Origin of the sequence: Nocardioides sambongensis, assembly GCF_006494815.1 — a bacterium.
In the GTDB taxonomy this organism is placed as follows: domain Bacteria; phylum Actinomycetota; class Actinomycetes; order Propionibacteriales; family Nocardioidaceae; genus Nocardioides; species Nocardioides sambongensis.
The window spans coordinates 1,801,906-1,813,996 of the sequence record NZ_CP041091.1; the positions used below are offsets into that span (position 1 = coordinate 1,801,906).

At 71.0% G+C, this 12,091-nt stretch carries 9 protein-coding genes and 1 pseudogene; 1 reads left to right on the forward strand and 9 read right to left on the reverse strand.

The window, feature by feature from the left end; translation table 11 throughout:
• Positions 1–66 precede the first annotated feature (66 nt).
• The 7 genes and pseudogenes from FIV43_RS08390 to trpC form a co-directional block, all read right to left on the reverse strand.
• Positions 67–1,535: pseudogene (locus tag FIV43_RS08390) on the reverse strand (glutamate synthase subunit beta).
• A 59-nt stretch (positions 1,536–1,594) separates the two neighbouring features.
• Positions 1,595–6,160 carry a glutamate synthase large subunit gene (gltB, locus tag FIV43_RS08395; RefSeq protein WP_141013759.1) on the reverse strand — a complete coding sequence of 1,522 codons (4,566 nt, stop codon included), beginning with the start codon at positions 6,158–6,160 and terminating at the stop codon, positions 1,595–1,597.
• A gap of 133 nt (positions 6,161–6,293) precedes the next feature.
• Entirely contained in the window at positions 6,294–7,340 is a 1,047-nt protein-coding gene (gene lgt / locus FIV43_RS08400) for a prolipoprotein diacylglyceryl transferase (protein ID WP_141013760.1), read from the reverse strand.
• Positions 7,341–7,344: 4 nt separating this feature from the next.
• The gene (locus FIV43_RS08405) at positions 7,345–7,965 is read right to left on the reverse strand and encodes an SCO family protein (protein ID WP_141013761.1); all 621 of its coding nucleotides are present in this window, start codon (positions 7,963–7,965) and stop codon (positions 7,345–7,347) included.
• Complete coding sequence (gene trpA / locus FIV43_RS08410) at positions 7,962–8,804, reverse strand: tryptophan synthase subunit alpha (RefSeq protein WP_141013762.1); 843 nt, start codon at positions 8,802–8,804, stop codon at positions 7,962–7,964. Before trpA ends, FIV43_RS08405 begins: the two co-directional genes overlap by 4 nt.
• Positions 8,801–9,946 (reverse strand): tryptophan synthase subunit beta, encoded by a 1,146-nt coding sequence (gene trpB / locus FIV43_RS08415; RefSeq protein ID WP_231123943.1) that lies wholly within the window; start codon positions 9,944–9,946, stop codon positions 8,801–8,803. The genes trpA and trpB overlap by 4 nt, the downstream gene beginning before the upstream one ends.
• 83 nt (positions 9,947–10,029) lie before the next feature.
• Positions 10,030–10,833, reverse strand: a complete 804-nt coding sequence (gene trpC, locus FIV43_RS08420) for an indole-3-glycerol phosphate synthase TrpC (protein WP_141013764.1) — start codon at positions 10,831–10,833, stop codon at positions 10,030–10,032.
• Between the two features lie 233 nt (positions 10,834–11,066).
• Between trpC and FIV43_RS08425 the strand changes: the two genes are divergently transcribed.
• Complete coding sequence (locus FIV43_RS08425; protein WP_141013765.1) at positions 11,067–11,363, forward strand: DUF4190 domain-containing protein; 297 nt, start codon at positions 11,067–11,069, stop codon at positions 11,361–11,363.
• A 52-nt stretch (positions 11,364–11,415) separates the two neighbouring features.
• Here the strand turns inward: FIV43_RS08425 and FIV43_RS08430 are convergent, their stop codons facing one another.
• Entirely contained in the window at positions 11,416–11,859 is a 444-nt protein-coding gene (locus FIV43_RS08430; RefSeq protein ID WP_141013766.1) for a DUF2752 domain-containing protein, read from the reverse strand.
• Between the two features lie 15 nt (positions 11,860–11,874).
• Complete coding sequence (locus FIV43_RS08435) at positions 11,875–12,075, reverse strand: HGxxPAAW family protein (protein WP_141013767.1); 201 nt, start codon at positions 12,073–12,075, stop codon at positions 11,875–11,877.
• Between the last annotated feature and the right edge of the window lie 16 nt (positions 12,076–12,091).

The window sequence follows — 12,091 nt, forward strand, 5'->3', positions numbered from 1 at the left end:
AGCCGGCAGGAGCACCACCGCGAACGGGGGCTCCTGCCGGCTCGTGCTGACGCCGTCGCGCGACCCTCAGGCCACCACGGGACGGGCGGTCGGCGGGATCGGGGCGGGCAGCGTCGTCGAGCCGGTGAGGTACTCGTCCACGGCGGAGGCCGCAGCACGTCCCTCGGCGATCGCCCAGACGATCAGCGACTGGCCGCGGCCGGCGTCACCGGCCACGAAGACGCCGGGGACCGACGACTGGTAGTCGCTGTCACGTCGCACGTTGCCGCGCTCGTCGAGCTCCACGCCGAGCTGCTCGACCAGGCCGGGCTGCTCCGGGCCGACGAAGCCCATCGCGAACAGCACCAGGTCGGCCGGGATCTCGCGCTCGGTGCCCTCGACCTCGGTCAGCTTGCCGTCGACGAACTCGACGCCGACCAGGCGCAGCGACTTGACGTTGCCGTCCTCGTTGCCGATGAACTCCTTGGTGGAGACCGCGTACACCCGGTCACCGCCCTCCTCGTGGGCCGAGGAGACCCGGAAGATCATCGGGTACGTCGGCCACGGCTGGCCGGCCGGACGCTCCTCACCCGGCTGGGGCATGATCTCCAGCTGCGTGATCGACGCCGCACCCTGACGGATCGAGGTGCCCAGGCAGTCCGCACCGGTGTCACCGCCGCCGATGATCACCACGTGCTTGCCGTCGGCGCGGACCTGGCCCTCGACCTCCTGGCCGAGCGCGACCCGGTTGGCCTGGGGCAGGAACTCCATCGCCTGGTGGATCCCGCCGAGCTCGCGCCCGGGGACCGGCAGGTCCCGCGGCACGGTGGAGCCGATGGCGAGCACGACGGCGTCGTACCGGTCACGCAGCTGGTCGCCGGTGAGCTTGCCCACCCCGACCTCGACGCCGGCGCGGAAGACCGTGCCCTCGCGGCGCATCTGGTCCAGACGGCGCTCCAGGTGCACCTTCTCCATCTTGAACTCGGGGATGCCGTAGCGCAGCAGCCCGCCGGGCTCGTCGGCCCGCTCGTAGACCGCGACCGTGTGACCGGCGCGGGTCAGCTGCTGGGCGGTGGCCAGGCCGGCCGGCCCGGAGCCGACCACGGCGATGGTCTTGCCGGAGAGCCACTCCGGCGGCTGCGGCCGGACGTTCCCGGAGTCCCAGGCGCGGTCGATGATCGAGACCTCGATGTTCTTGATCGTCACCGGGTCCTGGTTGATGCCCAGCACGCAGGCGGTCTCGCACGGCGCGGGCACAGCCGCCCGGTGAACTCCGGGAAGTTGTTGGTCGCGTGCAGGCGCTCGATCGCACCCTCCCAGTCGTCGCGCCAGACCAGGTCGTTCCACTCGGGGATGATGTTGCCCAGCGGGCAGCCCTGGTGGCAGAACGGGATGCCGCAGTCCATGCAACGGCTGGACTGCACGTTGATGATCGGCAGCAGCGCGCGGCCCACCCCGTCGGGGTAGACCTCGTTCCAGTCCTGCACGCGCTCGTCGACCGGGCGCCGGGTCGCGCCCTCGCGACCGGCCTTGAGGAAGCCCTTCGGGTCAGCCATGGTGCGCTCCCTTCTCCACGGCCTGACGAGCAGACCGGATGCCGTACTTGGGTCGGACCTCAGCCATAGAGGACCTCCATCACCTTGTTGGCGGCCTGCTCGGCGTCGAGGCCGTCGGCCTCCGCCTCGGCCTGGACCGCCAGGACCTTCGCGTAGTCGCGCGGCATGACCTCGGTGAACCGCGCCAGTGCGGCGTCCCAGTCGGCCAGCAGCGCCTCGGCGACCTTGGAACCGGTCTCCTCGTGGTGCGACCGCACCATCTGCTCCAGCTCGGCGGCGTACTCCTCGCTCACCGGGCGCAGCTCGACCAGCTCCGGGTTGACCCGGAACTCCTTGAGATCGAGCACCCAGGCGATGCCGCCGGACATACCGGCCGCGAAGTTGCGGCCGGTCTTGCCGAGGACCGCGACCCGGCCGCCGGTCATGTACTCGCAGCCGTGGTCGCCGACGCCCTCGGTGACCACCCGGGCACCGGAGTTGCGCACGCAGCACCGCTCCCCCACGCCGCCGCGGATGAAGATCTCTCCCGCGGTCGCGCCGTAGGCGATCGTGTTGCCGGCGATGATGTGCTCGTCGGACTTGAACGGCGCAGTGCGGTCCGGGCGGATCACGATCCGGCCGCCGGAGAGCCCCTTGCCGACGTAGTCGTTGGCGTCGCCCTCCAGCCGCAGGGTGATGCCCTTGGGCAGGAACGCACCCAGCGACTGTCCCGCGGAGCCGGTGAAGGTGAGGTCGATGGTGCCCTCGGGGAGCCCCTCGCCGCCGTACTTCTTGGTCACCTCGTGGCCCAGGATCGTGCCGACGGTGCGGTTCACGTTGCGGATCGGCAGCTGCGCCCGGACCGGCTCGCCGTTCTCCAGAGCGGCCTGGGCCAGGGGAACGAGCTCGGTGACGTCCAGCGACTTCTCCAGGCCGTGGTCCTGGCCCTGGGTGTTGTGGACGTCCTGGTCCGGGAAGTGCGTCTGCGCCACGTCGATCTTGTGCAGGATCGGGCGCAGGTCGAGGCCGGAGGCCTTCCAGTGCTCGATCGCCTCGACCACGTCGAGGTGCTGCACCTGACCGACGGCCTCCTCGATGCTGCGGAAGCCGAGCTCGGCGAGCAGCTCGCGGACCTCCTCGGCGATGAACTCGAAGAAGTTCACCACGTAGTCGGCCTGCCCGGAGTACCGCGAGCGCAGCACCGGGTTCTGCGTGGCCACACCCACCGGGCAGGTGTCCAGGTGGCACACGCGCATCAGGATGCAGCCCGAGACCACGAGCGGCGCCGTCGCGAAGCCGAACTCCTCCGCGCCGAGCAGCGCGGCGATGACCACGTCGCGGCCGGTCTTGAGCTGACCGTCGGTCTGCACCACGATCCGGTCCCGCAGACCGTTGAGCAGCAGGGTCTGCTGGGTCTCGGCGAGGCCGAGCTCCCAGGGACCGCCGGCGTGCTTGAGCGAGGTCAGCGGCGACGCGCCGGTGCCCCCGTCGTGGCCGGAGATCAGCACCACGTCGGCGTGCGCCTTGGACACACCCGCGGCGACCGTGCCGACGCCGACCTCCGAGACCAGCTTCACGTGCACCCGGGCGGCCGGGTTCGCGTTCTTCAGGTCGTGGATCAGCTGGGCCAGGTCCTCGATCGAGTAGATGTCGTGGTGCGGCGGCGGGCTGATCAGCCCCACGCCGGGCGTGGAGTGCCGGGTCTTGGCCACCCACGGATAGACCTTGTTGCCCGGCAGCTGACCGCCCTCGCCGGGCTTGGCGCCCTGGGCCATCTTGATCTGGATGTCGTCGGCGTTGGTCAGGTACTCGCTGGTGACGCCGAACCGGCCGGAGGCGACCTGCTTGATCGAGCTGCGTCGCTCCGGGTCGTAGAGACGGTCCGCGTCCTCGCCACCCTCACCGGTGTTGGACTTGCCGCCCAGCCGGTTCATCGCGATCGCCAGGGTCTCGTGCGCCTCGCGGCTGATCGATCCGTAGGACATCGCGCCGGTGGAGAAGCGCTTCACGATCTCCGAGACCGGCTCGACCTCCTCGATCGGGATCGGGGCCCGACCGGAGTCCCCGGCGTCCTTGAAGCGGAACAGACCGCGCAGGGTCATCAGCTTCTCGGACTGCTCGTCGACGGCCTTCGTGTACTGCTTGAAGATGTCGTAGCGGCCGGTCCGGGTCGAGTGCTGGAGGCGGAAGACCGTCTCCGGGTTGAACAGGTGCGGCTCACCCTCACGGCGCCACTGGTACTCGCCGCCGATCTCGAGCTCGCGGTGCGCCGGAGCGATGCCGCCGCGGGGGTACGCCGTCGCGTGCCGCTTGGCGACCTCCTCGGCGACGGTGTCGAGCTCGATACCGCCCAGCTTGGAGGTGGTGCCGGTGAAGTACTTGTCCACCACCGTCTGGGAGAGGCCGACGCACTCGAAGATCTGCGCGCCGGTGTAGGAGGCGACCGTGGAGACACCGATCTTGCTCATCACCTTGACCACGCCCTTGCCCAGGGCCTTGATCAGGTTCTTCACCGCCTGCTCCGGGTCGGAGGTGACGTAGTAGCCCTCGCGAGCGAGGTCCTCGACGGTCTCCATGGCCAGGTACGGGTTGACCGCGGCCGCGCCGTAGCCGACCAGCAGGGCCACGTGGTGGACCTCGCGGACGTCGCCGGCCTCGATCAGCAGACCGACCTGGGTGCGGGTCTTCTCCCGGACCAGGTGGTGGTGCACCGCGCCGGTGAGCAGCAGCGACGGGATCGGCGCGAGCTCGGCGGTGGAGTGCCGGTCGGAGAGCACGATCACGCGCGCGCCGTCAGCGATCGCGTCGGAGACCTCGCGGCAGATCTCGTCGATCCGCTGCGCCATCGCCGCGCCGCCCCCCTCGACCGAGTAGAGGCCGCGGGAGACGTGGGTGATGAAGCCGGGCATGTTCCCGTCACGGTTGATGTGACGGATCTTGGCCAGGTCGTCGTTGGAGATCACCGGGAACGGGAGCACCACCTGGCGGCACGAGGCGGGCGCCGGCTCGAGCAGGTTGGACTCCGGGCCGATGGTGCCGTTGAGCGAGGTGACGAGCTCCTCGCGGATGGCGTCCAGCGGCGGGTTGGTGACCTGCGCGAACAGCTGGCTGAAGTAGTCGAACAGCAGCCTGGGCTTGTCGCTGAGCGCGGCGATGGGGGTGTCGGTGCCCATCGATCCGATCGGCTCGGCACCGCTGTTCGCCATCGGGGTCAGCAGGACCCGCAGCTCCTCCTCGGTGTAGCCGAAGATCTGCTGGCGGCGGGTCACCGACGCGTGGGTGTGCACGATGTGCTCGCGGTCCGGGACGTCGTCGAGGTGGATCAGACCGGCGTGCAGCCACTCCCCGTAGGGGTGCTCGGCGGCGAGCTCGGACTTCACCTCCTCGTCCTCGATGATCCGGTGCTCCTCGGTGTCGACCAGGAACATCCGGCCCGGCTGCAGCCGGCCCTTGCGGACCACGGTGGCCGGGTCGAGGTCGAGCACGCCGACCTCCGAGGCCAGCACGACGAGGCCGTCGTCGGTGACCCAGAAGCGGGACGGACGCAGCCCGTTGCGGTCCAGCACGGCGCCGATCTGGGCGCCGTCGGTGAACACCACGCAGGCCGGGCCGTCCCACGGCTCCATCATCGCGGAGTGGAAGCGGTAGAAGTCGCGCCGCTTCTCGTCCATCTCGCCGTGGTTCTCCCACGCCTCGGGGATCATCATCAGCACCGAGTGCGGCAGGCTGCGGCCGCCCATGTGCAGCAGCTCGAGCACCTCGTCGAAGGAGGCCGAGTCCGACGCCTCCGGGGTGCAGATCGGGTAGAGCCGCTCCAGGTCGCCGGGGATCTGGTCGGAGTGCAGCAGCGCCTCGCGGGCGCGCATCCAGTTCCGGTTGCCCTTGACGGTGTTGATCTCACCGTTGTGGGCGATGAACCGGAACGGGTGGGACAGCGGCCAGCTCGGGAAGGTGTTGGTCGAGAAGCGCGAGTGCACCACGGCCAGCGCGGAGGCCATCCGCTCGTCGACCAGGTCCGGGAAGAAGTTGTCCAGCTGGTCGGTGGTCAGCATGCCCTTGTAGGCGAGCGTCCGCGAGGAGAGCGACGGGAAGTACACGTCGGTCTCACGCTCGGCGCGCTTGCGCAGGCAGAACGCCAGACGCTCGAGGTCCATCCCGGTGCTCTGCTGACCCTCGGTGGTCACGAAGAGCTGGGTGAAGGTCGGCATCACGCTGAGGGCCATCGTGCCCAGGATCTCCGGCTCGACCGGGACCTCGCGCCACCCGAGGACCTGCAGGCCCTCCTCGGCGGCGATCTCCTGGATGCGGCCGCGGGTCTTGGCGACCTGCTCGGTGTCGCCGGGCAGGAACGCCGTACCGACGGCGTAGGTGCCGGCGGCGGGCAGCTCGAGACCGGCCTCGGCGGTCACGGCTCGCAGGAAGGCGTCCGGGACCTGCATCAGGATGCCCGCGCCGTCGCCGGAGTTCACCTCGGCGCCGGCGGCGCCGCGGTGGTCCAGGTTGCGCAGGGCGGTGAGTGCCTTGGCCACGATGTCGTGACTGGCCTCTCCGGTCAGCGTGGCCACGAACGCCACACCACAGGCGTCACGCTCGTGGCTGGGGTCGTAGAGGCCAACCGGTGCCGGGAAGGCGTGCGAATAGGGCACCAGAGTTCTCCCGTCGACTACGTCTGGGGGCTCATCGCATGATGAGTCCCCAGAAGGTGGGGCGCAAGGGACGTCACTGGCCCACGCGGCGGAGGCCTCAGGTTACCACCGTGTGAAGGGTGCTGATCCGCCGCTACTCGTTGGTGGAACGCTCCGCGGACGTGTCGTCCGTCTCGTCGGACCCGCCGGGCGCCGGATCGGTCCCTGCGGTGGGCTCCTCGTCCGACCCGGTGTCGGTCCCCGCGTCGGTCTCCACGTCGGACTCAGCGTCGGACTCAGGGTCGGTCTCCGCCGCCGACGGTCCGCGGCCGGGCAGGTAGACGTCGGCCTCCCGCCCCGGGTGGGTGCGGCGGGAGTACTCGAAGGCGATCGCGGCGACCACGAAGAGCACGATCGAGGTCCACACGTTGAACCGCAGACCGAGCACGTTGTTGAGCTGTACGTCGTCGATGCGCAGGGCCTCGATCCAGCCGCGCCCCAGCGTGTAGGCCATCACGTAGAGCGCCATCACCCGGCCGTAGCCGAGGCGGAAGCGACGCTCGAGCCAGATGATCAGCGCGAAGGCCGCGATGTTCCACAGGCTCTCGTAGAGGAACGTCGGGTGGAAGGTGGTGCCGACCTCGAAGGTGCAGGTGCCCGACCCGGGCGGGTAGTCGCAGGTGGTCGGCCAGTTGGCCGGGTCGATCTCGAGCCCCCACGGAAGGTCGGTCGGCTTGCCGTAGAGCTCCTGGTTGAACCAGTTGCCCCAGCGGCCGATCGCCTGCGCGATGAGCAGGCCCGGGGCCAGCGCGTCCATGAACGGCAGGAACCGGATGCCCTTGCGGCGGGCCCCGATGTAGGCACCGAGCGCGCCGAGCGCGATGCCGCCCCAGATGCCGAGGCCGCCCTTCCAGACGTAGAGCGCGCTGATCGGGTCCTTGCCCTCGCCGAAGTACTTCTCCCAGTCGGTGGCCACGTGGTAGAGCCGAGCGCCCACGATGCCGAACGGGACCGCCCAGAGCGCGACGTCCTGCACGTCGCCGTACTGTCCGCCCCGGGCCTGCCAGCGGCGCTCGCCGATCCAGATGGCGGCGACGATGCCGAGGATGATGCACAGCGCATAGCCCCGGATCGGGACCGGCCCGAGGTTCCACACTCCCTGGTCGGGACTGGGGATGGTGGCCACGATCAGGTCGAGCATGGTCTCAGTCCTCTTCCAGGAGGGTGTGGATGTCGGTGGCGAACTCCGTCGCGGAGGTCTCCTCGTTCCAGATCACCATCGCCTCGTCGTCCTCGACGGCGAGGACGAAGGTCGAGTGGCCGCCGAGATCGTATCCGCCCGTCGGCAGCTTCTTGCCGTCGCTGACGTAGACGTTGAGCGGCTCCCCCAGGGCGATGATGTCGTCGAGGTCCCCGGTCAGGCCGACGAACGAGTCGTCGTAGCCGTCCAGGTAGCGGCGCAGCGTCTTCTCGTCGTCGCGCGCGGGGTCGGTGGTCACGAAGACCATCCCGACCTGCTCCCGGTCGGCGTCGGTGAGCCGGTTCATCGACGCCGCGATGTTGTTCATCACCAGCGGGCAGATGTCCGGGCAGTTGGTGTAGCCGAAGAAGACCAGGGTGATCGGGTCGTCCGCGTCCTCGGCCAGGCTGTACGGCGACCCGTCGGTCGCGGTCAGGGACACATCCGGCACCTGCCAGTGGTTCTCCAGGCGACGCCCGGTGAAGTCCTGGGAGTCCTCCTCACCGCCGCAGGCGGCCAGGCTGACCGCGAGCACCAGCGCCAGGGGCAGGGCGAGGACGGCCCGGAGGCCGCGGCGGGCCCTCACCGGGCAGCACCACCGGCGACGCCGGCGGCCAGGTCCTCGGTGAGGGCGGTGAGTGCCGAGAGGCCGGCCCCGCGGTCGGCGCCGGCGTCGGCGATGGCGCGGACGAAGGCGGAGCCGACGATCACGGCGTCGGCGTAGCCCGCGATCTCCGCGGCCTGGGCGCCGTTGCTGACCCCGAGGCCGACCCCGACCGGCAGGTCGGTGGTCGCCTTGGTGCGGGCCACCAGCGGCTCGGCGAGGTCACTGGTGGTGGCGCGGGCGCCGGTCACGCCCATCACCGCGGTGGCGTAGACGAACCCGCGGCAGGCCGCGGTGGTCATCGCGATCCGCTCGTCGGTCGAGGACGGCGCGACCAGGAACACCTTGTCCAGGTCGCGCGCGTCCGCCGCGGCGATCCACTCCGGCGCGTAGTCCGGCGTGATGTCGGGGGTGATCAGGCCAGCTCCTCCGGCGTCGGCCAGTCGCTGCGCGAACCGGTCGACCCCGTAGGCCTCCACCGGGTTCCAGGCGGTCATCACCAGGGTCGGGGTGCCGGTGGCGGCGACCGCCTCGACGGTGCGGAAGACGTCCTCGGTGCGCGCGCCGTTGTCCAGCGCCTGCTGCACCGCCGCCTGGATGGTCGGTCCGTCCATCACCGGGTCGCTGTAGGGCAGGCCGATCTCGATGATGTCGCAGCCCGCGGCGACCAGCGCACGGAGCGCCTCGATCCCGCCGTCGACGTCCGGGTAGCCCGCCGGCAGGTAGCCGACCAGTGCCGCGCGACCCTCGGCCCGGGCCTTGGCGAACGCGCGCGCGGTGCCCCGAGCGTTGCCGATGTCCGCGGCGTTGCTGGTGCTCATGCCGTGCCTGCCTTGCCGAGCTCGAAGTAGTCCAACGCGGTGCCCATGTCCTTGTCGCCGCGGCCGGAGAGGTTGACCAGGATCGTCTGTCCCGGGCGCTCCCGGGCGACCCGGAGCGCGCCGGCGACGGCGTGGGCCGACTCGATCGCGGGGATGATCCCCTCGGTGCGTGCCAGCAGGGCCATCGCGTCCATCGCCTCGGCGTCGGTCACCGGGAGATAGCTGGCCCGGCCGGAGGCGGCCAGGTGGGCGTGCTGCGGCCCCACCCCGGGGTAGTCGAGGCCCGCGGAGATCGAGTGCGACTCGACGGTCTGCCCGTCCTCGTCCTGCAGCACGTAGGTGCGCGCGCCGTGCAGCACGCCGACCTTGCCGGCGTGGATGGTGGCGGCGTGCCGCTCGGTCTCGACACCGTCTCCCCCGGCCTCGAACCCGTAGATCGCGACGTCGGCGTCGTCGATGAAGCCGGCGAAGAGTCCGATCGCGTTCGAGCCCCCGCCGACGCACGCGGCGACCGCGTCCGGCAGGGCGCCGTACTGCTCCAGGCACTGGGCCCGGGCCTCGTCGCCGATCCCGCGGACGAAGGCGAGGACCAGGCTGGGGAACGGGTGCGGCCCGGCAGCGGTGCCGAAGAGGTACGCCGTGTGGTCGACCGTGGCGACCCAGTCGCGCAGTGCCTCGTTGATCGCGTCCTTCAGAGTGGCGCTGCCGGACTCGACCGGGACCACCTCGGCGCCGAGCAGCTGCATCCGGGCGACGTTGAGCGCCTGGCGCTCGGTGTCGACGCGTCCCATGTAGACCGTGCAGTCCAGCCCGAGGTAGGCCGCGGCGGTTGCCGAGGCGACGCCGTGCTGCCCCGCCCCGGTCTCCGCGATCACCCGCTTCTTGCCCATCCGCTTGGTGAGCAGCGCCTGGCCGAGCACGTTGCGGATCTTGTGGGCGCCGGTGTGGTTCAGGTCCTCGCGCTTGAGCAGGATCCGGGCACCGGCCTGCTCGGAGAGCCTGGTGGCGTCGTAGAGCATGCTGGGGACTCCGGCGTACTCGCGCAGCAGGCGGTCGAACTCGCCGGTGAAGTCGGGGTCGGCCATCGCCCCACGCCAGGCCACGTCCAGCTCGTCGAGGGCGGCGATCAGCGCCTCCGGCATGAACCGGCCGCCGAACGCCCCGTCCCCGCCGTACCAACCGCGCTCGTCCGCGTCGTGGCTGCCGGCGCTCTGTCCCTGCTCGGTCACGCTCCCACTCCCGTCATCGAGGCGACCGCCGCACGCGGTGCTCCGTCCTTCACCAAGGCCTCCCCCACCAGTACGGCGCGGGCCCCCTCGCGCACGAAACGCTCCACGTCCGGACGGCCGCCGATCCCGGACTCGGCGACCAGCACCCGGTCCTCGGGGACCAGCGGGGCCAGGCGAGCGAAGGTGCCCGGATCCACCGCGAGGGTCTTCAGGTTGCGCGCGTTGACGCCGACCAGCTCGGCGCCCAGCTCGACCGCCCGCTCGGTCTCCGCCTCGTCGTGGACCTCGACCAGCACGGTGAGCCCCAGGTCCCGCGCGGCGTCGTACAGCCGCTGCAGCCGGTCGCCGGGCAGCGAGGCGACGATCAACAGCGCCAGGTCGGCGCCGGCGGCCCGGGCCTCGACCAGCTGGTACTCGGCGACGATGAAGTCCTTGCGCAGGATCGGGGTGTCCACCGCGGCGCGCACCGCGCGCAGGTCGGCCAGGCTCCCGTTGAACCGACGCTGCTCGGTGAGCACGCTGATCGCGGCGGCGCCACCGGCGGTGTACTCCGCGGCCAGTGCGGCGGGGTCCGGGATGTCGGCCAGGTCGCCCTTGCTGGGGCTGCGCCGCTTGACCTCGGCGATCACGCTCGAGCCCGGCGAGCGGAAGTGCGGCATCGGGTCCCGGGGCGGGGGTGCGTCGGCGAGCGCGGCCCGCAGCTCGACCAGGGGGACCGCCGCCTCGCGAGCCGCCAGGTCCTCGCGGACCCCGGCGACGATGTCGTCGAGCACGGACGTGTGCGCCGACTGCGCCGACATCTGCTGCCTCCGTTGATCTCGTGCCCGGTGCGCGGGGCGCACCGGCCGTGCGAACCCGTCGATCCAACACACCGACAGGTGGTGTCGAGTGTGGCACGCGCCCGTTAGTGTCGACGACACTGCCCGGCCCTCGGCCGGGCCGCGACCACGTCGAACCCAGCATCGAAAGGCACCATCGTGAGCTACAACGAGCCGCCGAACTACGGAACTCCGCCGCCGCCCCGGGCCCGGGGATGCCCGGTCAGCCCGGCTACGGCGGTCAGCCGCAGCAGACCTCGGTGCTGGGCATCATCTCGCTGGTCACCGGAATCCTCGGCATCTTCTGCTGCACCTGGTTCATCTTCAGCATCGCCGCCACCGTGCTCGGCTTCCTCGCCAAGAAGGAGATCGACGAGGGCAAGAAGACCGGCCGCGGCATGGCGATGGCCGGTCTGATCCTGGGCATCGTCGGCATCGTGATCGGCGTCGTGCTCTGGGTGATCCTGATCGCCAGCGACAACGCGTCCTTCAACTACTACAGCGACCTGTGAGTCGCTGAACGGTAGGCACCACGCGGTCGCACAGCGACTGCCGACGGCGGGGTCAGGGCGCGAGCCAGGACCCCGCCGTCGTGTTCCTGACGACGGCGAAGAGCACCATCAGCACGATCAGCGCCACCGCGGAGAAGTTCGTCGAACGCTCCGAGGGGTCCCAGCGGCGGTCGGTCCACCGCCCGGCCGCCCACCGGTAGAAGATGTAGGCCAGGATCGGGATCGAGGCCACGAAGAGCAGGTTGCTGGAGGCGGCGTCGAGGATCCGGAGGTCGGTCAGGTCGTTGACCGCCCGGAGTCCCCCGCAGCCCGGGCACCAGAACCCGACGGCCGCACTCGGGCACAGTCCCCACGAGCCCTGGGAGTGCGGGTCGCGCACGTGCAGCGCGACGGTCATCGCGCCGAGCACACCCGCCACCATCGCCGGCGGCGCCATCCGCAGCCAGCGGGGCTGCGCGGCCCTCGCCGCGACGGGGGGCGTCGGCGCGGTGGTCATCTCGGCCCGACCGACTCAGTGACCGGACTCGTGCAGCCCCATCTTGGCCATCACCACGAAGGCGACCCCGGCGACCACGACCAGCGCGACGCCGACCCAGAACAGCGGGTAGTTGACCGGCGAGAGCGACATGCCGACACCGCCGACCACGAATCCCACCAGGGCGATCAGGACGGCGGTCCAGGCCGCGGGGGTGTTGCCGTGGTTGTCGGCCATGGTGAGGGCTCCTCCA

What these genes read in the sequence shown, in the direction of transcription:
- lgt (WP_141013760.1), bottom strand. Translation starts at nt 7,340, where the DNA reads ATGCTCGACCTGATCGTGGCCACCATCCCCAGTCCCGACCAGGGAGTG.
- trpA (WP_141013762.1), bottom strand. Translation starts at nt 8,804, where the DNA reads ATGAGCACCAGCAACGCCGCGGACATCGGCAACGCTCGGGGCACCGCG.
- trpB (WP_231123943.1), bottom strand. Translation starts at nt 9,946, where the DNA reads ATGCCGGAGGCGCTGATCGCCGCCCTCGACGAGCTGGACGTGGCCTGG.
- trpC (WP_141013764.1), bottom strand. Translation starts at nt 10,833, where the DNA reads ATGTCGGCGCAGTCGGCGCACACGTCCGTGCTCGACGACATCGTCGCC.
- FIV43_RS08425 (WP_141013765.1), top strand. Translation starts at nt 11,067, where the DNA reads ATGCCCGGTCAGCCCGGCTACGGCGGTCAGCCGCAGCAGACCTCGGTG.
- FIV43_RS08430 (WP_141013766.1), bottom strand. Translation starts at nt 11,859, where the DNA reads ATGACCACCGCGCCGACGCCCCCCGTCGCGGCGAGGGCCGCGCAGCCC.
- FIV43_RS08435 (WP_141013767.1), bottom strand. Translation starts at nt 12,075, where the DNA reads ATGGCCGACAACCACGGCAACACCCCCGCGGCCTGGACCGCCGTCCTG.